General features: G+C 40.5%; 26 protein-coding genes and 1 pseudogene. 16 read left to right on the top strand and 11 right to left on the bottom strand.

Features of this window, described 5'->3' with window-relative positions; genetic code table 11:
- Positions 1-249: 249 nt before the first annotated feature.
- The gene (locus tag ABDV70_RS08340; RefSeq protein WP_343596975.1) at positions 250-1,116 is read left to right on the top strand and encodes a pirin family protein; all 867 of its coding nucleotides are present in this window, start codon (positions 250-252) and stop codon (positions 1,114-1,116) included.
- 61 nt (positions 1,117-1,177) lie between these two features.
- Here the strand turns inward: ABDV70_RS08340 and ABDV70_RS08335 are convergent, their stop codons facing one another.
- From ABDV70_RS08335 to ABDV70_RS08320, 4 genes and pseudogenes are all read right to left on the bottom strand, one after another.
- On the bottom strand, positions 1,178-1,912 hold the full coding sequence (locus ABDV70_RS08335) for an META domain-containing protein (protein WP_343596973.1): 735 nt from the start codon (positions 1,910-1,912) through the stop codon (positions 1,178-1,180).
- Between the two features lie 47 nt (positions 1,913-1,959).
- The gene (locus tag ABDV70_RS08330) at positions 1,960-2,502 is read right to left on the bottom strand and encodes an NAD(P)H-dependent oxidoreductase (RefSeq protein WP_343596971.1); all 543 of its coding nucleotides are present in this window, start codon (positions 2,500-2,502) and stop codon (positions 1,960-1,962) included.
- Positions 2,503-2,522: 20 nt separating this feature from the next.
- Positions 2,523-2,924 carry an OsmC family protein gene (locus tag ABDV70_RS08325; RefSeq protein ID WP_343596969.1) on the bottom strand — a complete coding sequence of 134 codons (402 nt, stop codon included), beginning with the start codon at positions 2,922-2,924 and terminating at the stop codon, positions 2,523-2,525.
- Positions 2,921-3,805: pseudogene (locus ABDV70_RS08320) on the bottom strand (pirin family protein); the annotation flags it as partial. The pseudogene ABDV70_RS08320 and the gene ABDV70_RS08325, both read right to left, overlap by 4 nt.
- A 326-nt stretch (positions 3,806-4,131) precedes the next feature.
- Here ABDV70_RS08320 and ABDV70_RS08315 point away from each other — a divergent pair.
- A complete protein-coding gene (locus tag ABDV70_RS08315; protein WP_343596967.1) occupies positions 4,132-5,811 on the top strand; it encodes a Wzy polymerase domain-containing protein in 1,680 nt (559 codons plus the stop codon).
- Positions 5,812-5,858: 47 nt separating this feature from the next.
- Here ABDV70_RS08315 and bfr read toward each other — a convergent pair whose 3' ends face one another.
- From bfr to gmk, 6 genes are all read right to left on the bottom strand, one after another.
- Entirely contained in the window at positions 5,859-6,329 is a 471-nt protein-coding gene (gene bfr, locus ABDV70_RS08310) for a bacterioferritin (RefSeq protein ID WP_343596965.1), read from the bottom strand.
- 242 nt (positions 6,330-6,571) lie between these two features.
- The gene (locus ABDV70_RS08305) at positions 6,572-6,766 is read right to left on the bottom strand and encodes a bacterioferritin-associated ferredoxin (protein ID WP_343596964.1); all 195 of its coding nucleotides are present in this window, start codon (positions 6,764-6,766) and stop codon (positions 6,572-6,574) included.
- 156 nt (positions 6,767-6,922) lie between these two features.
- Positions 6,923-7,300, bottom strand: a complete 378-nt coding sequence (locus ABDV70_RS08300; protein WP_343596963.1) for a RidA family protein — start codon at positions 7,298-7,300, stop codon at positions 6,923-6,925.
- A 410-nt stretch (positions 7,301-7,710) separates the two neighbouring features.
- On the bottom strand, positions 7,711-9,819 hold the full coding sequence (locus ABDV70_RS08295; RefSeq protein WP_343596962.1) for an HD domain-containing protein: 2,109 nt from the start codon (positions 9,817-9,819) through the stop codon (positions 7,711-7,713).
- A 202-nt stretch (positions 9,820-10,021) separates the two neighbouring features.
- Positions 10,022-10,300: a DNA-directed RNA polymerase subunit omega gene (rpoZ, locus tag ABDV70_RS08290; RefSeq protein ID WP_343596960.1), complete on the bottom strand. Its 279-nt coding sequence runs from the start codon at positions 10,298-10,300 to the stop codon at positions 10,022-10,024.
- A gap of 74 nt (positions 10,301-10,374) precedes the next feature.
- Positions 10,375-10,995, bottom strand: coding sequence for a guanylate kinase (gene gmk, locus ABDV70_RS08285; RefSeq protein ID WP_343596959.1), 621 nt, complete (start codon positions 10,993-10,995; stop codon positions 10,375-10,377).
- Between the two features lie 129 nt (positions 10,996-11,124).
- On the opposite strand from gmk, the gene ispH reads away from it, so the two are divergent.
- From ispH to ABDV70_RS08215, 14 genes are all read left to right on the top strand, one after another.
- Complete coding sequence (gene ispH / locus ABDV70_RS08280; RefSeq protein ID WP_343596957.1) at positions 11,125-12,075, top strand: 4-hydroxy-3-methylbut-2-enyl diphosphate reductase; 951 nt, start codon at positions 11,125-11,127, stop codon at positions 12,073-12,075.
- A 123-nt stretch (positions 12,076-12,198) separates the two neighbouring features.
- Positions 12,199-12,648, top strand: a complete 450-nt coding sequence (locus ABDV70_RS08275) for a prepilin-type N-terminal cleavage/methylation domain-containing protein (protein ID WP_343596956.1) — start codon at positions 12,199-12,201, stop codon at positions 12,646-12,648.
- Entirely contained in the window at positions 12,645-13,211 is a 567-nt protein-coding gene (gene pilV, locus ABDV70_RS08270) for a type IV pilus modification protein PilV (RefSeq protein WP_343596954.1), read from the top strand. The genes ABDV70_RS08275 and pilV overlap by 4 nt, the downstream gene beginning before the upstream one ends.
- Positions 13,211-14,104, top strand: coding sequence for a prepilin-type N-terminal cleavage/methylation domain-containing protein (locus ABDV70_RS08265; protein ID WP_343596953.1), 894 nt, complete (start codon positions 13,211-13,213; stop codon positions 14,102-14,104). The genes pilV and ABDV70_RS08265 overlap by 1 nt, the downstream gene beginning before the upstream one ends.
- Positions 14,101-14,805 carry a pilus assembly protein PilX gene (locus ABDV70_RS08260; RefSeq protein ID WP_343596952.1) on the top strand — a complete coding sequence of 235 codons (705 nt, stop codon included), beginning with the start codon at positions 14,101-14,103 and terminating at the stop codon, positions 14,803-14,805. Before ABDV70_RS08265 ends, ABDV70_RS08260 begins: the two co-directional genes overlap by 4 nt.
- Positions 14,806-14,836: 31 nt before the next feature.
- Complete coding sequence (locus ABDV70_RS08255; RefSeq protein WP_343596950.1) at positions 14,837-18,877, top strand: PilC/PilY family type IV pilus protein; 4,041 nt, start codon at positions 14,837-14,839, stop codon at positions 18,875-18,877.
- A gap of 10 nt (positions 18,878-18,887) precedes the next feature.
- Positions 18,888-19,331: a prepilin-type N-terminal cleavage/methylation domain-containing protein gene (locus tag ABDV70_RS08250; RefSeq protein ID WP_343596948.1), complete on the top strand. Its 444-nt coding sequence runs from the start codon at positions 18,888-18,890 to the stop codon at positions 19,329-19,331.
- Positions 19,331-19,768 carry a type IV pilin protein gene (locus tag ABDV70_RS08245; protein WP_343596946.1) on the top strand — a complete coding sequence of 146 codons (438 nt, stop codon included), beginning with the start codon at positions 19,331-19,333 and terminating at the stop codon, positions 19,766-19,768. The genes ABDV70_RS08250 and ABDV70_RS08245 overlap by 1 nt, the downstream gene beginning before the upstream one ends.
- 148 nt (positions 19,769-19,916) lie before the next feature.
- Positions 19,917-20,174, top strand: coding sequence for a 30S ribosomal protein S16 (gene rpsP / locus ABDV70_RS08240; RefSeq protein ID WP_343596944.1), 258 nt, complete (start codon positions 19,917-19,919; stop codon positions 20,172-20,174).
- A 21-nt stretch (positions 20,175-20,195) separates the two neighbouring features.
- Positions 20,196-20,744, top strand: coding sequence for a ribosome maturation factor RimM (rimM, locus tag ABDV70_RS08235; RefSeq protein WP_343596942.1), 549 nt, complete (start codon positions 20,196-20,198; stop codon positions 20,742-20,744).
- Positions 20,745-20,786: 42 nt separating this feature from the next.
- Entirely contained in the window at positions 20,787-21,542 is a 756-nt protein-coding gene (trmD, locus tag ABDV70_RS08230; protein WP_343596941.1) for a tRNA (guanosine(37)-N1)-methyltransferase TrmD, read from the top strand.
- Between the two features lie 129 nt (positions 21,543-21,671).
- Entirely contained in the window at positions 21,672-22,040 is a 369-nt protein-coding gene (gene rplS, locus ABDV70_RS08225) for a 50S ribosomal protein L19 (RefSeq protein WP_343596940.1), read from the top strand.
- 193 nt (positions 22,041-22,233) lie between these two features.
- Positions 22,234-23,145 carry a tRNA pseudouridine(55) synthase TruB gene (truB, locus tag ABDV70_RS08220; protein ID WP_343596938.1) on the top strand — a complete coding sequence of 304 codons (912 nt, stop codon included), beginning with the start codon at positions 22,234-22,236 and terminating at the stop codon, positions 23,143-23,145.
- Between the two features lie 7 nt (positions 23,146-23,152).
- On the top strand, positions 23,153-23,926 hold the full coding sequence (locus ABDV70_RS08215; RefSeq protein WP_343596936.1) for a TSUP family transporter: 774 nt from the start codon (positions 23,153-23,155) through the stop codon (positions 23,924-23,926).
- 153 nt (positions 23,927-24,079) lie between these two features.
- Here the strand turns inward: ABDV70_RS08215 and ABDV70_RS08210 are convergent, their stop codons facing one another.
- The gene (locus ABDV70_RS08210) at positions 24,080-24,976 is read right to left on the bottom strand and encodes an EamA family transporter (protein ID WP_343596934.1); all 897 of its coding nucleotides are present in this window, start codon (positions 24,974-24,976) and stop codon (positions 24,080-24,082) included.
- Between the last annotated feature and the right edge of the window lie 77 nt (positions 24,977-25,053).

Here is a 25,053-nt window from a genome sequence, read left to right as displayed (position 1 = left end):
AACAATTGGAAAGGCTTATATCTTAAAACAGTCGTTTCAAGAAACGCTATCGTTTTTGCGACTTACCTGATGGCTTTATCTCGATAAATGAAATATAAGACTGTACTTTTTAGAAAAAATTTAACAATAACAGTGGGTAAAGTGTTCTGTTTTTAATATGTAATGTTGTATTTATATTGTTTAGATAAGAAATGTTAAACCCTATAATGACACTATGTTGTATACAAAATGAATATAGGAGTTCGGGTCATGAAAAAAGTAGTCGGAATATATCATACGCAGCAACGGCATTGGGTTGGTGATGGCTTTCATGTGCGAACCCTATTTTCTTATGATCAATTGGGACAGACCTTAAGCCCTTTTTTATTATTGGATTATGCTGCGCCTGAATATTTTAGTCCTTCAAAGACGCCACGTGGTGTTGGTTCTCATCCACACCGTGGTTTTGAAACGGTTACGATTGCGTATCAGGGCGAAGTGTCTCATAAAGACTCTCGTGGTGGTGGCGGAACCATTAAAACTGGTGATGTACAGTGGATGACCGCAGGTGCAGGCTTGTTACATGAAGAATTTCATTCTCAGGCATTTTCTGAGCAAGGCGGACATCTGGAAATGGTGCAACTTTGGGTAAATTTGCCAGCCAAAGATAAAATGACACCAGGTAAATATCAGGCAATTACAGCAGAGGAAATCCCTGTGGTTACATTGGATGATGCTGGAAGTCAGGTGCGTGTCATTGCAGGTGAGTTTGCGAAATCTACAGGTGCTGCAACGACATTTACGCCCATCAATGTTTGGGATGGTGTACTTCGTGAAGGAAAACAGCACGAGTTTACAGCGCCTAAAGGGCATACCACTTTAGTGATTGTGTTGTCGGGTTCAATTCAGGTGAATGGTGACCAAGCTGTGCAACCAAACTCTATTGTCTTGTTTGATCGAAATGATGATCAGGCCTTTTCGCTTCGTGCCGAGGCTGACAGTCAGTTCGTGGTTCTGACAGGAGAGCCATTGAATGAGCCAATTCAAGGTTATGGACCATTTGTCATGAATACCCAACAGGAAATTATGCAGGCATTTCAAGATTTCCAAAGCGGTGAATTTGGCGAAATGAATTAATTAAGCCTGATTCAAAAAAGCCTCTATAGCAAAACTGTAGAGGCTTTTTTTATGGGTCTGATTAAGGTGTGATCAGACGTTGTTCTACAGTCATGTCATATAAAAAGACATCATTGCCTTGAACCGTTTTATATTGTTTCACACGAATAATTTTTGAAACTTTTGGATCATGCTGATAGCCTTCAATTGGCTGGTTCAGCGTGTGCCATTGACCTTGAGAGGGTTGTTTTAACCCGTTTGTATCATAACGGATTTCTTTAACACGTAAGCATTGTTGTTGACCATTACAGGCTTCTGTTTGGGGTGCAACTTCAAAGAAGACAGTTTCTGCCTGTCCTTGATATTTGACCTCTGGCTTTAATGTACCTGTAAATTGGTACTGTTGCCCTTGCTGATTGGTCAAGGTCAGTACAGGCATTTCTGTATTGCCTGAAATTTGGTATTGCAACTGTTGTTTACTCAAAAGCTGCGCTGACCATCGTTCAAGTTGCATTTTCTCAGGCGAACACGCCTTCATGGTAGATGCGAGATCGGTGGTGGTGATTTGCTTTGAATCTTGTAATTTCCACGCACCAGACTGGTTGTTACAAGGCGTTTGGATGTAAAGAGCACCTTGAGGTTCAAAGCTGACACGTACACTGTCGGTCTGGTTTGGTGGTTGATATTGCCATGAATATGAAGTTAATTGTGATGCAACAACAGGCGAGTTAGGTGTTGTTGTTGCAGAAGGCGTGTACTGACAAGCGGTAAAAATAACAGGTAAACCTGCAATAAATAAGCGTAATTTTTTACTCATAAAAGGAAACTCTATTTTGTTATGTAAAGCACAAAGGAAATCAATACTTAACGATTCGAATAACGAAATAGTTTTTCGACACTGCTCTTGAGTGCCTTTTCATCAAATTCGTTGCCTTGGAAAGTATCGTCTTTGTTGCGGCTGAAAATATCTCGAATCCCGACCACAGCATTGCTGTCGATCATGCCAAGCGTAACACAAACCTGTCTGAGTTGATTGACGGAGTTTGCACCTTGAACAGAACCATAGCTGATAAAACCCACAGGTTTGCTTTGCCATTCCTTGCCTAAATAGTCCAGTGCATTTTTTAACACGGGCGTGTAGCCATGGTTGTATTCTGGACTAATCAATAAAAAAGCATCGGCTTCGGCAATTTTATTTGCCCATTGTTGCTGCTTAGGTTGGTCATAAATACCTGAAGCAGGTGGGTGTGCGCCTGCAAAGAAAGGTAAATCCCAGACCTTTAAATCAACAATTTCGGTGTCAAGTTGATCATACCCCAGTTGATCTAAATATTGTTTTGCCCATGTAGCGATTTTAATTGCGGTTCGTCCTTCACGGACACTACCGACGATGAGTTGGAGTTTCATTTTATTCTCGCTTTTTTTGATTATTCGACAACACTGGTCTGGATATCGACACTGCGTAACAGGGTTTTTGTGACAGGTGTTTTTTGGCAGATCGCTAACAATTTTTGTTTGAGTTCATCAGACAATGGCGTGTCAAAATGCAAATGACGCTGGATGGATTCTTGTTTGTCATGGTCAACCTGAAATTCAGCGTCTACTGAAAAATGCCCCAGTTCAATGCCTTTGTGTTTGGCGTACATGCGTAAAGTAATCATGGTACAAGAAACAAGTGCAGAGCAGAGTAAATCGTAAGGTGCTGCGCCTTGGTCTTGTCCTTCTAAATGCGCGGGTTCATCGGTAATAATGCTGTGGCTCTGACCTGCGGTAATAAGACATTTCCATTGTGTTGATTCTGGAACGATATGACTGCGACCAATGATCATGATGCTGCTCCCTTTATGTGTGCAGGAAATGGCGGTGCTTCAAGTCGCGCACCTGTATAACTTGGGATTGTCCCAAAACGTGCATGCTGGTTTAACCAATCTTGATTGGCTTGTCTGAGTTCATCTTCGGTTCGACCCACCAGATTCCACCAAAGTAAAACAGGCGTTTCAAAAGGTTCACCACCAATCAGAAGAATGCGGCTATTTTCTGCCAGTTCCATATCTAATTCGGTAAACCCTTGAGGCAATACAAACATATTGTCCATGTGCAAAACATGATCATTAATTTTGGCAGAGCCTTCAAGCAGTAATACAGCGTGTTCAAAACTCGGGTTTAAACGAAGATGTGTTTTTGCTGCTGTGGTTGCAGCAATATCGACACCCAATAGAGGGGTATAGACTTCAACAGGGGCATGTTTTCCGAAGAAGTCACCAACTAAAATGGTAAATTCAAGGTTGTCCTGAGTGTGTGTTGGTAACTCTGGATAATGTTGAAATTTTGGTGGCATATTGAGCAAATGATCGGGAAGTGCAATCCAGAGCTGTGCCGCATGTAACTTGGTTTCTTCGGAAGGGGCAACTTCTGTATGCGAGATGCCATGACCTGCGGTCATCAGGTTGACTTGCTTTGGTCGAATCAACTGTGCAGAACCAATGCTGTCATGGTGCATCAATGTCCCTTCAATCATCCATGTGAATGTTTGTAATCCGATATGTGGATGTGGGCCAACATTCAGTCCCTGACCTTTTTCAAAATTTACAGGCCCCGCATGGTCAAGGAAGCACCATGCACCAACCATCCGTTTTTGTCGGGAGGGCAATGCGCGTTTAATCGTAGTTCCATGCCCAATTTCTGCAGAGCGTAGAGGAATTTCTTGCATTTGATGATCTGAATGTAGGCTAGAATCTGTTGTTGTCGTGTTCATAAACATGTCCTGAATTTATTATGTCTAACATTCAAAGTAAAATTGGCTAAAATTTTCATTTTTGGCTGGCTCTAACTGAGTAAGATACTGAATAAAATCCAAAAAATAATGTGTTTTTAGCAGACGTTATCATCATGATATTTCTATTTTTTAGCGATTTTAGGGGACTTTGTCAAAGTGGATTCGTATGAGTCCCGTAACCATAACCAAAGAAAACTCAATGATGATTTTAGTTTCATCCTCTATACTATGCGCTTTATTTTGTGCCTGTGCTTTGTCTTATGCAAAGATTTCTTTTGCTCATTGCTGCTGTTTTGTTGGGGCTGTCATGGTTGTCACCTTACCATTATACGCCGTGGTTGACGTTCTCTAGTGAGTTATTGGCATATGCTGCGGCATTGTGTCTTGCTGGAATGTACATTGATAAACCTCTGTTGTTGGCAAAACAGCAATTTCCATTGCTTCTGATTTCACTGATTCCATTTTTGCAATTCGCATTCGGGATTGAGCTTTATTTTAATAAAGCACTTTTATCCTTTTTATATTTGTTTGCATTTTTGAGTATGGTCACTGTTGGCTTTAACTTAAGCCAAGATCCGCAACAACGGCAAAAAATCATGTCTGGTTTTTGTGTATTGACGTTTGTTGTCGGATTGATTTGTGTCGGAATTGCATTTCTGCAATGGTTGCATTTGGACAGTAGTGTAAAAGAAATCATCATGCAGTTGAGGGGAAATCGCCCTTATGCAAACTTTGCACAGCCGAATAATATGGCGACTTTTTTGATGATGAGCCTTATGGGCTGTCTGTATTTATTTGAAAAACGGACTTTACCAACATGGTGTATTGGGCTGGGTGCAGCGTTACTCGTGTTCACCATTGCATTGAGCCAGTCACGCACACCGTGGGTTGCCTGTGTGGTGCTGAGTCTGTATTTCATCTGGAATAAAAATCGCCTAGAACGCTTTAAATTGCCGCATTTGGCTGGTTGGGTGATGGGGTATATCGCCTGTTTGTTGTTGGTTCCAATTTTCAATGCTTTATTGGTGCAATGGGGGCTATCGCATTCAGAAATGGGGGATGTGATTGAGCGGGCAAGTTCAAGTCATTCTCGTTTTAATATCTGGATGCAGATGGTTTATGCGATTCAGCAACACCCATGGGTCGGGTATGGTTGGAATCAAACCAGTATTGCACAATTGGCCGGTGCAGACTTCTTAGCGCACAATGAGCGAACCAACAGTGCACATAACCTGATTTTAGAAATGTTGGTGTGGAATGGTGTTGTTTTAGGAACAGCGATTATTGCCTATGCACTTTGGTGGTTATATCAGCTTTGCAAACAGCGTGGCAGTATCGAATCCGTTGTAGCACTTGCGGCAGTGGGCTGTGTCCTGATTCATGCGATGTTCGAGTTCCCTCAAAACTATGCCTACTTTTTGTTGCCAATGGGTTTCTTGTTGGGGTTGGTACAGTCAGAAAAACAGAATCTGGCAAGTGTTGAAATCAAATCTTCAATCACCACGACCATTCTTGTCCTTGGCATTTTAATGTATGGTTTTATCTGGCGAGATTATCTTGATTCGATTGATGTGATGAATGCAGCACATAAACATTCAGACCAAGGACAGCCTGTGCAACAGACATCGCAAGTTTATTTGTTAGATCAATTTCAGCACCGTGCAGATTGGTATTATTTAAACCGTTTTACCAAACTCTCTGAAGAGCAATTAGCGGACTACCATCGTGCGGTAGTGATTACGCCAACACATTATGACTTGTACAAATACGCCCAATTGTTGGCATACAATGGACAGTTTGATGAAGCCAAACATCAGTTAAAACTGATTCATGGGTTATACCAAATTGATCATCCTGCCAGTGAACTGCTTGAACCTAAAGACCAAGATGGACATCAGCTTGATGGGATTCCTTCACAATCGGTCATGCAGCATCATTGAAACAAAAAAAGCAGTTCACATCGAACTGCTTTTTTTATGCAGGGGCGTTATTCGGAGACTTTGCTTTGAATATAATTTTCAATACCAATACTTTCGACCAGATCAATTTGTGTTGTCGTCCAATCCCAATATTCTTCTTCAGATTCTAAAATTTCTTGAACCAGATCACGAGAAACATAATCCTGATTTTGTTCAGAAAGAACCACGGCTGCTTTTAGTGCTTCGATATTTTCTTTCACCTTACGGATATCACAATTCAACACTTCAAGCGTATGTTGACCAATATACAATTTTCCTAAGTGTTGTAAATTAGGAAGGCCTTCTAAAAATAAAATCCGTTCGATAATTTTGTCGGCATGTTTCATTTGGCGAATGGATTCTTTGTATTCAACCGAGCCAAGTTTTTCGATTCCCCAGTCATTAAACATGCGTGAATGTAGGAAATATTGATTAATTGCGGTGAGATGGTGATACAGCACTTGATTAAGTTGATGAATAACCTCGCGATTGCCTTTCATGGTAATTTCTCCACCGAAATAAAATCTACTAACAATTTAAGTATTCATCTTAGCGAATTCATCTTTCATCTGCGAGCGATTTATTGAACAGCAAATGAAAATCACAATCACATACAGTTTTCTATATATCTGATTATAAAAAATAAACCCGCCTTGAGTCATTGGCGGGGAGGAAAAATAAGCTTGGGAAAAATCAGAGATTTAAGGAGAAATACATATTTTTATTATGGATTTTTTTTAGGTTATGCAGCAACAGAAATCCGCGCTGCAATTTCTGCAAGTTCTTCATTAATAATGCTACGCGCTTCAGGCGCACAGCGCCCACAGCAGGTTCCTAGATCGAGTAGATCACGGACTTCACGAAAGCTTTCAGCACCATTTGCAATCGCATCTTTGATATCTTGGTCTGTTATACCACGACATAAGCAAACATACATTTGCACACCTACAGAGAAAAATAAATACGATGGTTGATATTATTGATAATTGTTATCGTTTGTCAATTAAAATCATTTTAAAAAAGAGAATCTTTTCATTGGGATTTTGAATGAAAAAAAACCACCTTATCGGTGGTTTTAAAAACATGAATGAAATCAAATTACCACGATACCATCCATTTCAACTAAAGCCCCTTTCGGTAAACTTGCAACACCAAGTGCAGCACGCGCAGGGTAGGGTTGAGCAAAGTATTCGCCCATAATCTGGTTGACCAATTGGAAGTGAGAAAGGTCAGTCAGGAAAATATTGAGTTTTACAATATTGGCAAGTGAACCACCCGCAGCTTCACATACTGCTTTGACGTTATCAAAAACGCGGCGGATTTGAGCCTCAATGCCGTCAACCAATTCCATGCTATACGGATCCAGACCAATTTGCCCAGAAAGATATAATGTATTACCCGCAAGAATCGCCTGTGAATATGTCCCAATTGCAGCAGGTGCATTTTCAGTATGAATAACTTGGCGTGACATGAGCAAACTCCTTTAAATGTATTATTCCAAAATAAATAAACAAACTTAAACAGGCAATAAGAATATCTTACCACCATTTTTATGCCTATATATTTGAAGGTTTTTAGGGTCTATTGATATTTCATAGATGCCGACAACCTGAGCTTGTACAGTGCAGGGTTTTTAAGTATTTCGAGGCAAAAATGCTAAAATTTAGTACCGCTAAAACAGCCATCGTTCATGAGGCATTGCCAAAATAGCCAAGTTCTGAATGATGACGGAAATATCTTTAAATCGCGTTATAAAACTCGAAAACGATTCATTACAGACCCTAATTTTGGCGATTTGGCTCGATAGTACAGGTCATGAATGAAATATCAACACATGCTATATATAACACAAATTGATTTAAGGTGATCAATTTATTCAAGTTAAACCACTTTACTTGGTTCATTGATAGTAATTGGCGTATCGAGGCGTAAAATACGTGGGAAGCCAAACAACATACGTAATTCACGGATGATCTCGGCAACTTGTAAGCGGTTATTGACTACGACATTGACGTAGGTTTTATTGTCCTGCACATGCACCATCTCAACCCCTGTTTTTGCCTTACGACATTGATAGATCAGTTGAGAAATTTGTTCATCGTTTAAATCCATATCAATGGATAAATATGCGGTAAAACTCACATCTTCAGTGCCTTCTGTGTTCCACTGAAGCAGCATGATATTTTCAGGATGTAGATGCTGTTCATGAAGTAAGTTATGACAGCGTGCCCGATGCACAATTAAACCACGACGTGAAAGATGTCCCTGAATTGAATCGCCAAGCAGAGGGTTACAGCATCGACCATATTTGACATCGATACCGTCGGTTCCTTGAATTAAACGATGTGAGGATGACAGTTCTTTGACATTACTTTCTAAAACGAATAAATGATTTGCAACCAGTTGAGGAAGTAAGTCCCCCGTGGCAATTTGCTCAAAAAGGTCATTTTTGGTTTCGACATGGCGCCATTCCAGAATATTGTGCCAATCGTCAGCAGAAAGTTCGCGGCTTGAGATATTAAATAATTTCAAAGCACGGTCTAATGCTTGCTCGCCAACCATGCGTTGCTCATCAATATCCTGTTCACGAAGCATATTTTGAATGGCTCGGCGTGCTTTTTGGGTATTAATAAAGCTGAGCCAGTCTGGATTTGGGGTGGCTAAGACATCTGTTAAAATTTCAATCACTTGTCCATTGCTTAAAGGTGTGGAAAGTGGTTTGGTCTCACCATCTATTTTCGCCCCGATGGCATGGTTACCAAGAAATAAACTGGCAGCATAAGCAAAGTCAACTACCGTTGCGCCTTGTGGTAATTCATGGAGTTGACCATGTGGGGTATATACCCAGATCTTTTCTTGATGAAGATAATCGAGTAAATCATTAAATGTGGTTTTCGCACATTCGCCGTCCATGAGCGTATTGAGATTTTTCATGGATGCCTGAATGGCAGAACGGCATGCTTGAGGTGCATTTTCACCTAAAACCACGCCAAAACGCGCGGCTTTGCGCATTAATTCGGTTTGGATGGTGAGAGACAAAAAGGTCTGCTCGCCTTTTAAAATCATTTTTAAAGACTGATTTCCCCCAGGCAAAGGTCGGCGGATATGGTCTTCATATGAAATAACGGTAAAACTTTCTTTTAGAATATCGACCAGACGGTCACAGTCGGCAATGCTATTTAAAATAATTTCAAAAGAATGGCTTCGGGTCAGATCATGTAAATCGATGCGGTTTTTAATGAAGCGGCGAATGAGTTCGATATTATTATTTTTCTTTTTAATGCGTCCAGTAATGAGATATTGCTGAAGTAAATGAGTTAAGTTTTTTTCCCAAGTCTGCTGATATTCGCAGCGTTTTGGACGTGTTTCTTGCAATGCCCCCTGAATCTGGTTAAACATATCTAGGTCAAGGTTTTGATAACACAGATATTCCAGATTATCCGCCATTTCATTCATGCCCACGATACGAGCCATCGGCACAAAAATATCAAAAGTCTCTTGTGCAATACGCGCCCGCTTATCGGGACGTAAGGCATCTAAAGTCGTCATATTATGATAACGGTCTGCAAGCTTGATGATAATAACCCGTGGGTCTTGCAGCGTGGCTTGTAAAATTTTACGAAAAGAGGCTGCCTTGTTGACTTGCTTGTCGCTGGAATGGGTCAGTTTGGTGACGCCATCCACAAGTTCGGCAACAGTTTTACTAAATTTTTGTGTGATTTCTTCTTTGGTAAACTCGGTATCTTCAATGACATCATGTAAAAGTGCAGCCATCAGGGTTTCGGCATCTAGACGCATTCGCGCGAGAATACAACTGACCGCAATGGGGTGTAGTACATAGGGTTCACCGCTTTTACGGGTTACGCCACTATGTGCGAGGTCAGCAAAATCACAAGCCGCAAGTACTTGTTCAACGACACTGGGTTGTAAGTATTCGTCGATAATGAGTTTAAGTTGTTGCTTGGCTTGGCTGACGTCTTCACCTGGCATAGGCCACCTTTATGCTGAATTACAAAATATACCTGAGTTCTCTAATGAAAAACATTATGTCGATCTTGTCAATTTTTCTATGACAAAAAAGCCAAGAAATTTTCAATAAAGTTGATTGTTTGAGTCAATTTTGACTAAAAGCAGGGCAAAAAGAAAAAAGCCTAGTTAGGAAAACTAGGCTTTTTAGACAAACGACTTAAATTTAGAAAGTAAAACCTTCTAAGTTTAAGCTGTTTGCTGAAAGTGCAAGATCAAGACTAGAAGCTTGGTAATCTTGATCACGCTGTTTCAAAATATCTTTGCTCACATGACCAGCAGCAATTTCACGTAACGCAACCACTGTAGGTTTGTCATCATCCCATTCTACAGTTGGTTCAATCCCCTGACGGGCTAATTGGCGCGCACGTTTACCTGCCACAAGAACCAATTCAAAACGGTTATCTACATGGTCTAAACAATCTTCAACAGTTACGCGTGCCATAACAAATCTCTTATCAGTTAAATTTAACTAGACTGCGAAGTATAGAATGCTTTGCAGACAGACTCAAGTTTTAATCAACTTTCAGGTTTTAACAATTGAGCAATTAATGCCTGATGACGTCTGGCTTGCTGCTCAGTTCGTAAACGATTGGCATTAACCACCGAATCCAGATCATGTAACGCTTTATTAAAATCATCATTAATGATGACATAGTCAAAATTAAGGTATTGCTGCATATCTGCAACTGCGCAGCTTAGGCGGTGCTCGATGACTTCAACAGCATCTGTACCACGGTTGGAAAGTCGTTGACGTAAGTCGAACTGACTTGGTGGAAGAATAAAAATTTGAACAGATTCAGGGAAGAGTTTACGAACCTGCTCAGCCCCTTGCCAGTCAATTTCCAGTAAAACGTCATGACCTTTTGCAAGTTGTTGTTTTACTGTGGCTTGAGACGTGCCGTAATAGTTGCCAAAGACTTCAGCATATTCAATAAAGCCACCTTGCTTGACTTGCTCAAGAAAAGTCTCTTTGCTCGTAAAGTGATAATGAACCCCGTCGAGTTCGCCTGGACGTTGGCCACGTGTAGTATGAGAAACTGAAACGTGTAAATTGGTCACACGTTCAAGAAGGGCTTTCACTAACGATGTTTTGCCTGTTCCCGATGCAGCAGAAACGACAAACAATAGACCCGACATGATATTTTTCCTGATATGATAAAATATCTTCTCTATTTTAGAGTAGAGTGCCGTTAAACTGAATACTTTGTATCACGAAGATGCAAGAATTTCAGATAAATTGCTTTCAAGTGCGAAATTGAGGACATTATGGAAATTGTATTGGCTAATCCCCGTGGTTTTTGTGCAGGCGTAGATCGGGCAATTGCAATCGTCAATCGTGCGCTTGAATGCTTCCAGCCCCCTATTTATGTACGCCATGAAGTAGTACACAACAAATTTGTTGTTGATGATTTACGACAAAGAGGTGCAATTTTTGTTGATGAACTGGATGAAGTCCCAGATGACAATATTGTAATTTTTAGTGCACATGGCGTTTCTAAAGCGGTTCAGCAAGAAGCCGCACGTCGTGGTCTGAAAGTATTTGATGCTACTTGTCCTTTAGTCACTAAAGTGCATATTGAAGTTACACGTTATGCACGTGAAGGTACAGAAGCTATTTTGATTGGGCATCATGGGCACCCTGAAGTTGAAGGAACAATGGGGCAATATGACCAAACCAATGGCGGTGCAATTTATCTGGTTGAAGATGAAGCAGACGTTGCGGCACTAGAAGTTAAACACCCTGAAAAAGTCGCGTTTGTGACACAAACGACATTGTCGATTGATGACACTGCCAAAGTAATTGATGCGCTACGTGCGAAATATCCTCAAATTCAGGGGCCGCGTAAAGATGATATCTGCTATGCGACTCAAAACCGTCAGGATGCGGTGCGTGATTTAGCCATCCAATGTGATGTTGTGTTGGTGGTGGGCTCACCGAATTCATCCAATTCAAATCGGTTACGTGAATTAGCAGAACGTATGGGGAAACATGCATATTTGGTTGATAATGCCGACCAGTTACAATCAGAATGGTTTCAGCCACAGAGTAAAATTGGGGTGACGGCAGGGGCGTCAGCACCTGAAATTTTGATTAAACAAGTCATTCAGCGACTACAGGATTGGGGCGCTCAAGTTCCTAAAGAGTTAGATGGTCGTGAGGAAAATATTACGTTTAGTTTGCCAAAAGAGTTAAGAATACATGTAACACAAGCCTAAACAAGTATTTAGAAATTTAGACGGATAACATGGTTATCCGTTTTTTTATGCCTTCTATCTGTATTGTATCGTTATTGTGACGGTGGGTTGTATAATTTTAACAGATAAAAAGAGGGCAAAAGAATGCGATTAATGCGGGGGTTTACATTAGTTGAGCTGATGGTCACGATCGCTGTTTTGGCGATTATTGCGACTATGGCAGCGCCTTCTTTTAGAAATATGATTGCCAGACAACAATTAAATTCGACAACACATGAACTTAAAGACTTATTGACTACAGCGCGTAGTCAGGCGGTGTTATTGAGAACAAATACTTCTGTGAGACTGAACTCATCTAATAGTAATAGTGCTACTCAATTAAATTGGTCACCTATTTCGGGTAATCAGCTTATTTTTCCAAATGGCAGTAGCCTCACATCAATTGCCTTTAATACAAATGGGACTGTGTCATCCATAAATAGTGATACCCAATTGCAAATATGCAATACGCAGCTTGCCGAAAGTGAAATTTTAGTTTTGTCTAAGATGGGAACAATTTCACTTCTTGATAATCAGGCAGGAGCTTGCTCATGAACTTGAAACGTGCTCAAAAAGGCGTGGGGATGATGGAGGTTTTGGTCGCATTATTATTACTCGCACTTGGCGTATTAGGTTTTGTTGGATTGCAATTACGGGCAGTTGAGGCAACATCAGAAGGGTTTAATCGTATTCAGGCAACGAACATTGCACGAGATCTTGCTGAAAAGATAAAAATTAATAACAGTGCAGCGGCCTTAGCGATTTATAGAACTTCTTTACAAAATACGACAGCAGTTCAGAATACTTCTGCCACTTTACAAACGAAGTGTTATAGCAGTTTTTGTACACCAGCAGAAAAAGCTCAGTTTGATAGTTATGCAACGTATCAGGTTGCACAGAATGCAGGTATGCAGGTAACAATGAACGATTGTCCTGAAACAGCAAATAAGCGTTCTTGTATTTATGTTTCATGGGGAAAAACACAGCCAACAAATACGACAACAACGACAGACCAAACTGCGTGTACGACAAGTTCATCGACCACAAAAAGTTTCAGTTATGTAGATGATTCTAAATGTGTTGTTTTAGAGGCTTATACCGTGCAGGAGTTAAGCTAATGCGAAAACAACAAGGCTTTACACTTATTGAACTGATGGTTTCGTTGGCTCTAGGATTAATTATTATTGCAGCAGGTACGATGCTTTTCCTTTCAGCTCAACAAAGTTACTCATTGCAGCAAGGTGGCGCAGATATTCAAGATAATGCCAATTTTGGTTTAAGTTACATTGCAAAAGATATTCGAATGGCAAATTTGAATGCAAGTAGTACAGATATGACATCAGCATTAAGTGGGGGGGGGATTGTTCTTAACACAACAAACCTCGCTGGTATTAATGCTGCATATGTCACAAGAAATGCCTATGGGTCTTCAAATACAACACAGGCAAGCGATCAACTATTAATTCAATATTTGCCGCAAGAAACGGGTGGGTTTGACTGTGAAGGGCAACAGATTACATCAACGAGCACCTATGTTATAGAACGTTTTTTTCTAAGAAAAGATAGTAATTATTCAACACAAAATGAAACTGCGGATACAGCATTGGGCTTGGCTTGTGCTGCTGGTCGCTCAACGGGCGCGGCTATCACTTGGGATAGTTCAGTCACAAGTGGTGCTCTGATCATGAAACGAGTTGATTACTTAAGAATCTTACTTATTGTGAGAGATTCTTCTGGTAATTTAGAAGAGGTTCCAATTGATCAATATTACAATATTGCCAGCCCAGCAGCGTCAACGGGCGATATTGTCGGTGTTCGTTTAGGTATATTAGCACGTTCAGCACAGGCCATTGATGCTAGTTCTTTTGCAAATAATAATCAACAATTTAATGTGCTAGACCAAACAGGTGTGTCATTAAATAATACGACCAAAGGTCTAAGTGCGAAATACCTGCGACAAGTGATTACTCAAACTGTTGCTATTCGTAATGCCTTGGGAGCACGTCAATGATAAAACAACATGCTCAAAAGGGCGCAACACTAATTATTATTTTGATGATTCTTTTAATGATCACTGTTGTTGGAACGTATGCTGTTAAACAGGGGTTAATTTCTTTAAATATTTCAACCAATAGCCAAGCACAGCAGTTGTTAATACAAAATTCGGATGCTGCACTATTTGCTTTAGAAGATCCAAACCAGATTAAGCGCCAATTATATACAGATGGTATGTTTGGATATTTTTATTCAGCAGATCATGCCTCGGATGAACTTGCTTTTTGTTATAAAGGTTCAGCAAGTTTTTATTCATTGGCAAATGCCAGTGCAATAGGTGCAGATGGTTCAACGGGTAAGATCGGAACAGCTGGCTATTGTACCACGACTGCTTTTTCGACTGCTCGTTCAGCTGTTCTGTCACAAGTGTATATTCGAAAAAATCAGACAACCACATCAGCAACGGCAGTCCCTTTTGCTTCAGTCTCTCAGGGTACCAGTTTGGGCGGAGGATCTGACCAATTTTCATCCTTGAATATTTCGGTCACAGTTATTTCTGTTCTACCGAGCATAGTGAATGCCTCAAGTACAGATATTCAAAATTGTTTTAAACAATCATCTTCAAACGTAGCAAGCTGCTTTAAAGGACTAGGCGTTCCTTACAATATCCAACGTGCAGATTATACCGTCGGAACATCTATTACATCAGTTGCTTGATGACTGTTCAATTAAATATGGGGTGATGCGTATGTTAAAACATCGCAAAAAAGTTTTGTCATCGGCAATTTCAGCAATCTTTACATTTGTTGTGTGTAATGGAATTCCGCTTGCTGACGCTAGTGATATTGAAATTTATAAAACAGCAAATGCGGGTAAGACCTCCATTTTTTTAATGCTTGATACATCGGGAAGTATGGGAATTAGTTCTCTGGTTTTACCAAAAACCAATGCCTACGGTAGTCCGGGAGATGTTGATTCATCTTTATGTGCACATACTGCTGTTCCTGAATATTATAGTGGACGTGGATCAACATCTAATATTTATGAATGGGCATATAACTTAAAAGATACAAATCCTTCTAGCCCGACCAATGGTAAAACGTCTATTTATAAAAGTGTAACTATTGGGGGGACAGTGATTCCCTATTATGTACGAGGCTGTACAAACGGAACAATAACACAATATGATCGTTTATCTCGTTTAAAAGATGCCATTTTACCTTTATTGGCAAGTGATAAGTTAAGTAATGACACGATTATAGGGTTAGGTCAGTTTTCATCTAAAACAGAACTTACGATTGGGACAGCAACCAATACATTAACTGATGGCCACTCAGGTCGAGTTTTAGTGCCTAATGGTGCATTAACATCAACACAGCGTGTCCGATTAGCTCAGACAATTGCCTCAATTAAGTCTTTAGATACAACCACGAATGAAGATGGTACAGCAAATGCTAATTTAAATTTATCAAGTAATAACTATCCAGATGTAACCAAGGCATCTAGTGGAACACCGACGGCACATGCTTATGCTGAAGCTGGTGCATATATGATGGGGACTGGGACAGGGAGTGGTGGCGTAAATAGTGGAAAAGTTTCAACTATTTATGATGGTTACATGGTGATGCAAAATGGTACTAATCAGTCATATTTTATTTGTGTTGCTGTTGGATCTGGTACAACTGGAGCTTTAGGTGCAACTGTAAAACAATGTGTAAATAATTGGCCTGGATATGATTCTTCGAATCAAACTGTCACTACAGGAACTGTGAATAACGGTATTTATAGACCTGACGGAAATGGTGGATGGATACAGGTGACATCTCAATCGGCATTTAAAAATGCTGTAGGACCGATGGCTTCTGGATGGGAAACTTTTTCTAAATTACCAGAAGGATGGCGTTATGGCGGTTGGATGAAGGTCAATAATGAACCTATGGATATTGAACCTATTGTTGGGACGGTTTGGCCTGGATATGCTGGTGGAACGATAGGTATCGTATCTTATCGTACCAATCCTTTTTTAGTTGCAGGAACAAATGATAATCTAATCGGTGGTTTTGCCTATTCTGCAGCAGATTCGAAAAAAACCAATGGTTCAAGCACTTATATTGCAGGTGGTTCAAATAATACGTGTGATGGGAATGGTATTTACTTCCTAACAGATGGAGCACCAAACTCGACTAAAGATAATATGGCACAAACCATTATGAATACGTCTTTAACTCCTAGTTATTCAATTAGTTCAAAGCCAACAGGTGGTTTGGTTTCACCAACATTACAATCTAATTTATTTAGTGGTGAGACTGGTGGATGGGAATATATTGGAAAATATGCCCAGATATTAAATTCAAATAATAATCCACTTGGAAAATCTATTAAGACAGCTGTTGTCGGTTTTGGTTCATCATTTTCAGCACTTGCTGGAGCGAGTGGTAGTACAGATGCAACGGTTTGTAGTTCAATTAATAATCCTGATGCAAAAAATGCTTGCTTATGGGGAAGTAGTCAATATGGGAATGGCGGGATTTACTATGCGGAAAACTCGAATGATATTGCCAATAGTATTATTAACTTTGTAAAAAAAGTTTCAGTTTCTATTGATCCGATTAATACGGGCTCCCCAACCATTCCAACTGATGCATTAAATCCAACGATGATACAACCTTTTGGTTACTATGCAACAATTTCGCCAACACCAGAAAAAGCCTATCAACTATGGTTAGGTAATATAAATAAATACCAAATTCTAAATGGTGTTTTGGCAGGTTCAAATAATGCAAATTTATTAAATAGTGGGATTTTAAATACCAATGCAACAGGGTATTGGTCTGATGGCGTAAAAGGCCAACTACCATTATTAAGTACAGCGACAAATAGCGATAATATTAGAACATCGCAACGGGTTATTTATACAAACCGAACGATTTCTGGGTCAACAGCCCAAGAATCTTCAACTCTGGCTCAAGTTAATTTAGATGCTTTGTTGAAGGCTTCAGGAAGTTTTAATAACGATCCGAATAAAGGGTATTGGTTGAATGTATTGGGGTATGACATTGATCCAACAACCTCAAACATTAGTACGAGTACATTGGTGAATGCAACTGAATTACGCCAACTAGGTAGTACTATGCATTCATCACCATTGTTATTAACCCAATCGGGTACAGTGACATACAGCAATGGTAGTGTTAGTACCACAAACAGAGATGATTATTTATTGTTTGGTACAACTCAAGGCATTTTGCATGTTGTTCAAGTGGGTGATGAGGCGAAAAAAGGAACGACAGGGTACACTTACCCAGGCGGGAAAGAAGTATTTTCTTTTGTGCCGAATGAGATGATGGAAAATCAAAAAGAAGCCTTTAGAAATGTATCATCTACAAATGGTAGTTTATTTTATGGAATAGATGCACCTTGGGCTGCTTATACTCAGTACGTTGCAAATACTGATGGTTCATTAACTGTAGGGGCTTCTGACCGTAGTAATAGTACGAACACCATTCAAGGCAAGCAGTTTATTTATGGTGGACTACGAATGGGGGGGCGCAGCTATTACGCGCTAGATCTCTCAGACATTACCAATCCTAGTTTGAAGTTCCACATTAACCCAGCAAGTTCAAATATTATAAATGCATCAGGAACAACATCGAACGTCACAGCACTTAGTTTTATGGGGCAGAGCTGGTCTAAACCAACCATTGCTCGTGTAAAATTTGGTGGGCAGTCTAAACTGGTAATGATTGTGGGTGGTGGTTATGATACTGGTTATGAAAATTCTGCCTATAATCAGACCAATAAACAAGGCGCAGGCATTTATATGTTTGATGCTGAGAATGGTAATTTATTATGGTGGGCCAGTGCAAATGCAACAAGTGCAACGGATACAAAAGGGGCACAAGCAGTAACTTCTAACAGCAATCTTCAATATAGCGTTGTGGGTCAAATCAATGCAATTGACCGAGATGGAGATGGCTATGCTGATAGCTTATATTTTGGTGATTTGGGTGGGCAGGTTTTCCGAATTGACTTGAATAATGCAACAGCAACAGCAACACAACAAATTGATGCGCGTGTTGTACGTTTAACCAACCAGCATGTAACAAATGGTTTAAGTCCGCGTTTTTATGAAATGCCAAGTATTACTGTGCATAGTGATGCTACAGGTAATAAATTTGTTGCGGTTTCCATTGCATCAGGGAATAGAAGTTCACCTTTGGCAAATAATACACAGAGTGCGAACGATGCTGTGTATGTGATTTATGATAACGATGTGGCAAGAACAGATTTATACAGCATTACAACGGATCATCCTTTAAATACAACAGATGTTACTTTGCAGGCATTTAATGGTACGAATGGAATTGCACGTACCAATACTACTGGCACATATAATGGAGGCTGGTACTATAATTTCTCATCAACAGCAGGTGATTATAAAGCCATGAATGGCTTATATGCTGTAGGTAACTTACTTTATGTAAACACGTATTATCGAAACGGAACAGGTATTACGGGCGCATGTAATTCGGGTGTGCAGGGAGATTCTTATGTATTCCGTTTCTGTCTACCGACAGGAAAATGTTCGTTTGCGAGTGGAACAGCATCGAGTGTGTCGTCAACAAAACTAGGTGCAGGGATTTTAGGTGCAAGCTTGAGTATGCAAACCGTGAATGGAATAACATATTTAACAACATCTGCTGGTAATGCAGCGAATCCATCATCCTCAGTTAATGGCACACCTACAACTCAGGGATTAAAGCAATTGAGATGGTATGAATCACAATAGGGTCGGTGATATGAAAAATACTCATGGATTCACACTCATTGAACTTATGATTGTTGTTGTGATTGTTGCCATTTTTGCAGCAATTGCAATCCCAAGTTATCAGGAATATGCCCGACGTTCACGTGCTGACCAAGCAGAGCAAGAAATGCAACGTTTGGCGATGTTGCTTGAGCGTTATAAGGCACGTAATTTTAACTATATGGGTTTTTCTACGACCTCCACAACCGTCGCATCCACTTCTTCATATCCCTATACGGTGAGTATTGTGGATGCAACGACTGGTGTTGCACTAAATGCTAGTGGTGCCGTTGGACAGGGTTGGGCTATAAAGGCAACAACTTCAGATGCTAAAAACTATAATTTCCTTTTAACCAGCACAGGGATACGCTGTAAAAATAAAACATCATTTGATGGCTATTCAGATTGTGGTACGAGTGGTTCGGAGACTTGGTAATGAATATAAAACAACGCGGCTTTACCCTCATCGAACTCATGATTGTGGTTGCAATTATTGCCATTTTGGCAGCAATTGCTTATCCGTCTTATACCCAGTATAAAATCCGCACTAATCGGGCAGATGTACAAACAGAACTAATGCGCGTGGCGGGTAGAATGCAAAGCTATAAACTCGTTAATAATAGCTATAGTGGCGCAACGCTCGTTGGTGTAGGTGGGAATGCAAATTACCCTTCATCGGGAACTGCTTTTTATACAGTTGTATTGGCTGTAGATACAGACAACCAAGGCTATACCCTAACCGCAACACCTGTAGCAGCAACCGTACAAAATGGCAATGGTGTAGTTTGCTTAAATCAGGATGGACAGAAATATTGGGTGAAAGGTGTAGCAACCTGTGCGCTCTCAAGTAGTTCAACTTGGGATGGAAACTAAGTCTTAAATTCAAAACTGCGGATAACTCAAAAAATAATCTTTCATTCAGGGTGAATATCACGTAAAATATCGCCCTCTATGAAAGGGGTTTGAAGTGTTGCCGATGGTCGGCGCAGGGATAATCCGTAAGAATTATAAGGCTTTTATCATGGTTGTTATTCGTTTAGCGCGCGGTGGTGCAAAAAAACGTCCATTCTATCAAATCGTTGTGACTGATAGCCGCAATGCACGTGATGGTCGTTTCATCGAACGTCTTGGTTTCTTTAACCCAACTGCACAAGGTCAAGCTGAAAAACTTCGTTTAGATGCTGACCGTTTCGCTCACTGGGTTGCACAAGGTGCTCAACCTTCTGAACGTGTTGCTTCTTTAGCTGCTCAAGCTAAAAAAGCTGCTTCTGCTGCATAATTTCTGTTGTAGAGAATGCCCATGACCCCAACACAGAATGTTCCCGAAGATCGTATCCAGATTGGACAGTTACGTTCAGCTTATGGCTTGAATGGGTGGCTGTGGGTTTACTCTAATACAGAGCCTATGAGCAATGTGTTTGACTATCTACCTTGGTACATTGAAACCAAGGCTGGATGGCAAACCGTCGATGTGAAACGTTGGAAGCCACATGGCAAAGGCTTGGTTGCTGCTTTAAAGGGTGTGAGTGATCGCACTGCGGCAGATGGCTTGGTTGGTGCCAATATCTGGATTTCAAAGAGTCAGCTTCCTCAACCTGAAATGGATGAGTATTACTGGTCAGATTTGAAAGGCTTAACCGTGTTAGGTCTGGATGAAAATGAACAGGAAGTTAATCTTGGAAAAATTCATGAGTTATTTGAAACAGGGGCAAATGATGTCATGGTGGTTCATGCCACACCAGACAGCATTGACTCTGAAGAACGCATGATTCCATGGCATAAAGATGTGGTGCAACGTGTTGATCTTGAAGCTGGTCGTATTTACGTCAACTGGGGCGTAGATTACTAATTCTTGATTGAATTAGCGCAGCAGGAAATAGAGGAGTCTGCGATGTTTTTTGCAGTCATAACGCTTTTTCCTGAAATGTTTGAAGCGATTACAGCTTACGGGATTAGCGGGCGTGCAGCAAAGCGTGACATTGTACAAGTCACTTGTATTAATCCACGAGATTTTGCTGAGGGTAACTACAAACGGGTGGATGAACGTCCATTTGGTGGGGGCCCAGGTATGGTGATGATGGCTGAGCCTTTGGCAAAAGCAATTACTCATGCCAAACAGCTTGCAGTGCAAGCAGGATGTGTTCATGTGCCAGTGGTGTATATGTCACCGCAAGGCAAAACCTTAAATGAACAGGCAGTACAACAATTCGTTGAATATGATGGTTTGATTGTATTGTGTGGGCGTTATGAAGGCGTTGATGAGCGTTTGATCCAACATTATGTTGATCAGGAATGGTCAATTGGGGATTACGTTTTGTCGGGTGGAGAACTTCCTGCAATGGTGTTACTCGATAGCATTATTCGACGTTTGCCGAATGTGATGTCTGATGAACAATCTGCAGTGCAAGATTCTTTTGTCGATGGTCTGTTAGATTGTCCACAATATACTAAACCTGACCATTTTGAAGGGTTAGATGTGCCTGAAGTGTTAAAATCGGGACATCATGCCAATATTGAAAAATGGCGTTTTTTGCAGCGTTACCAACGAACACTTGAGCGTCGACCTGAGTTGGTTGAACAGGTGGAGTTAAGTAAGCAGCAAAAAAAATGGTTAAAAGATGAGATCCTTAAACCTATCATTGAATAGATTTAAGACTATGTAGGCTCTTTACATTTTATGTAAAGAGAAAGATAAACGGGTTGATACGCGATTTAGCCTCTATCCCCAGCGGTCGTTCAGACCTCTCTGATCCCCGCAATTATGGAGTATCCCACAATGAGTGGTAAGCATCCTTTAGTTCAAGCTGTTGAAAATGCGCAATTAAAATCTGACCTTCCTACATTTGCTCCGGGCGACACAGTTGTTGTTCAAGTAAAAGTAAAAGAGGGTGATCGTGAACGTCTTCAAGCATTTGAAGGTGTTGTTATTGCGAAGAAAAACCGTGGTTTGAACTCTGCATTCACTGTTCGTAAAATTTCTAGCGGTGTTGGTGTTGAGCGTGTATTCCAAACTCACTCTCCAATCGTTGCTAAAATTGAAGTTAAACGTCGTGGTGATGTACGTCGTGCTAAACTTTACTACCTACGTGACTTGTCTGGTAAAGCTGCACGTATTCGTGAAAAATTACCTGCTCGTAAAGCGTAATTTCGCCCTACGAGAAAAAAATGCGCCATTAGGCGCATTTTTTATATTTTAAATAATGATAAAAAACAATTTGTTAGTCTGCTTTTCTAGATTCATTCTAAATATTTTATTCTTATCTGAACAAAATGTTCATAATTTGTCATTTTGTTTATATTTTGCTAAGATAGGCTGTCGTTGATATGAAAGCATATGTATGTCTGCCGCTAAACAAAAAATTTCCCGTCGTCCAATCAGTGGTGTTTTTTTACTAAATAAGCCTTTGGATATTAGCTCCAATGCAGCATTGCAAAAGGTACGCTGGTTATTTCGTGCTGAAAAAGCAGGACATACAGGGGCATTAGACCCGCTTGCCACAGGCTTACTCCCGATTTGTTTGGGAGAGGCGACCAAGTTTTCACACTATTTATTAGATTCGGTCAAACGCTATCAAACCACGGTTCGTCTAGGAATTACCACCGCAACAGGTGATGTTGAAGGTGAGATCTTAAAACAACGTGATATTCCTGAATTGACGCTTGAAAAAATTGAACAGGTTTTAGAACAATTCCGTGGTGATCTGCAACAGATTCCACCGATGTATTCAGCCTTGAAAAAACAAGGGAAACCTTTGTATGAGCTGGCACGTCAGGGCATTGAAGTCGAGCGTGAAGCACGTTCAATCACTATTTATCAGCTTGAATTATTGGACTTTACCCAAAATACCCTCACACTTGACGTGACCTGTTCAAAAGGAACGTATATTCGTGTGTTAGGTGAAGATATTGGTGAGGCACTCGGTTGTGGTGCGCATTTGGCAAGCTTGCATCGGACGGCTACAGGACACTTCGATTTAATTCCTGAATATACCATCGAATATCTCGAGCGTTTAACTGAAGCCGAACGTGAGGCTTTACTCTTGCCTGCCTATGCGCCTGTCGAACATTTCCCGCAAGTGCAGGTGCCAGAAGGGCGTAAATCATATTTTTGCAACGGCATGGAAAGCAACATTGAACATGCCGCAGCTGAGCAAGTATTGGTATTTGATGCAGATCTTTGCCTAGGTTTGGCAGAAATTACCGATAAAAAGCGTTTGGTTCCCAAACGGATTCTTCATTTAGACAAGTGATACAGATATGGATATAAGTGTTCTGACAGCGCTCAGCTTAATTGGTTTTGCATTCACAGCAGGGGCGATAGATGCAGCCGTTGGGGGCGGAGGGTTGATTCAAATCCCCGGGATTATGAGTACTTTTCCAAGTATGTCGACGGCAACAGTGATTGGCACCAATAAAATGTCCTCTATTTGCGGGACAGCTTCAGCGGCTTATAGTTTCGCACGTAAAGTAAAGTTGCAGTGGAAACTTTTGGCGGTGATAGCCGTTTGTGCCTTGATCAGTGCTTTTGCAGGTGCAGCATGTCTGTCGATGATTCCACAATCTATTTTAAGACCTTTTGTATTGGTCATGTTGATTGTGATTGCCATTTATACCCTCATGAAAAAGGATTTTGGGCAAGTTCATTATGAATTGAAGATTACGCCTAAAGTTCTGATTCTGGCGGCAATTGGTAGCCTTGCGATTGGTTTCTATGATGGTATTTTTGGGCCGGGAACAGGTAGTTTCTTTATTTTCTTTTTTATCCGTTTCTTAGGTGTCGATTTTTTACATGCCTCTGCATTGTCAAAAATTGGTAATTTTATGACCAATTTTGCAGCGCTGAGTTTTCTAATTCCTACTGGACATGTGTGGCTTGGTGTAGGTTTGATGATGGCGGTTGCCAATGTGATTGGTTCTGTTGTCGGTGTTAGAACGGCATTAAAATATGGCAGTGGTTTTATTCGTAAAATCTTTTTGGTATTGGTCAGTATCTTGATCTGCCGTATTAGTTATCAGATGTTTACAACTTGAGTTCATGTATGGGCATGTCACTATTTTTGTTGATATAAAAATCTAGTGACATCTAAATGATGGTTTTTGAAGTTAAAGTTTAAATCATTTTATTTTTTATAGAAGGGAATATTAATCTCATCCATATCATATTTAAAACATCCTGCATTTGCATCAGGATGTTTGATTTTCCTGTAGTTGTCTTTCGATACGTTGTTTGGCTTGGTGTGTTGTGTAAGTACAGCCGAGAGAGGCAATCATGATCATCACCAAAGCCAGCCATTGTGTCCAAAGCAGATGTTCAGATAAGAAAATAATCCCTGAAAATGCAGCCAATACTGGCTCAAGGCTCATGAGCGTTCCAAATGACAATGGGGATAGATGGCGTAGTGCAACCATCTCGAGGGAAAAAGGTAAAGCACTGGCGAGGATGGCCAAAAGTAGAAAATAGAACAGATAAGGAATGCTTAATACTTGGTTTGGCATTCCTGTGGCAAGTGCAATCGGCATTAAAATACATGAACCAATCATCATTCCTAAACAGACGGTATGCTGTCCTGAAATACCTGAACTTTTTTGACCCGATAAAATATAAATTGCCCAACACGCACCAGCGCCCAATGCGAGTGCGACACCCATAAAGTCGAGGGAACGATGCAGATCTTGAAAGGGAAACATCAAAACCAAACCGAAAATGGCGAGAATTACCCAAACAAAATCGAAGCGGGTTTTGGCATGAAACAATGCAACGCTGAGTGGGCCGACAAACTCGAATGAAACGGTAATGCCTAAGGGTAGACGTTGTAATGCTAAATAAAAGAGTGCATTCATGCCTGCAAGGGCAGCACCATAACTGATAATGGTTTTCCAGCGAATTTTATGGACATGGACTGTCCAGATTTTAAAAAAAAGTGCCAGTAAACTAAAACCCAAAAAAAGACGTAAAGCAGAAACACTGAGAACAGGAAATAAGGCAAACAGACTTTTGGCAAGTGAAGCACTACTTTGCACACTGATCATGGCAAGCAATAATAAGCATAAGGATTGTAAGGTGGTATTTTTCTTAAGCATGATTGAGAGATATTATCAAATTGTTCTCAGCATGCCTGATAAATAAAAAAGCCACAACAGATGCTGTTGTGGCTTTT

It is taken from the genome of Acinetobacter sp. (genome assembly GCF_039596015.1).
GTDB lineage: Bacteria > Pseudomonadota > Gammaproteobacteria > Pseudomonadales > Moraxellaceae > Acinetobacter.
Note: the sequence above shows the minus strand (reverse complement) of the source record. Positions and strands in the feature narration are given on the sequence as shown.